The organism is Hallella faecis, from assembly GCF_018789675.1.
Lineage (GTDB): Bacteria > Bacteroidota > Bacteroidia > Bacteroidales > Bacteroidaceae > Prevotella > Prevotella faecis.
Window position 1 is genome coordinate 1 of sequence record NZ_JAHKBE010000197.1, and the last position, 245, is coordinate 245.

General features: G+C 50.2%; 1 protein-coding gene. It reads left to right on the forward strand.

What is annotated here, in order from left to right:
* Positions 1-56: 56 nt before the first annotated feature.
* On the forward strand, positions 57-245 hold a 189-nt coding region (locus KM934_RS13100), incomplete at its 3' end, for a hypothetical protein (protein WP_215761073.1).

The following is a 245-nucleotide window of genomic DNA, read 5'->3' on the forward strand; positions in this document are numbered from 1 at the left end:
GGTGTTCCTGAAAAGCGAGTGCAAAGGTATAGCTTTTTTGGATTCCCTCCAAACTTTTGAAGAAAAAAATGAGGATTTTATGCGAAGTTTTCAGATTGTTTGACAAAAGAGGGGCAAGCGAGGGCGGTACACCTTATATTATTAGAGGGGCTGGGGGGCTGGGGGCTTACAAAGGGGCGGCGGAGCGCAGGCTAACGGGTGGGCGCAAATATGCGCCCAAAGGGAACGGGAAGGACGAAAAGGAG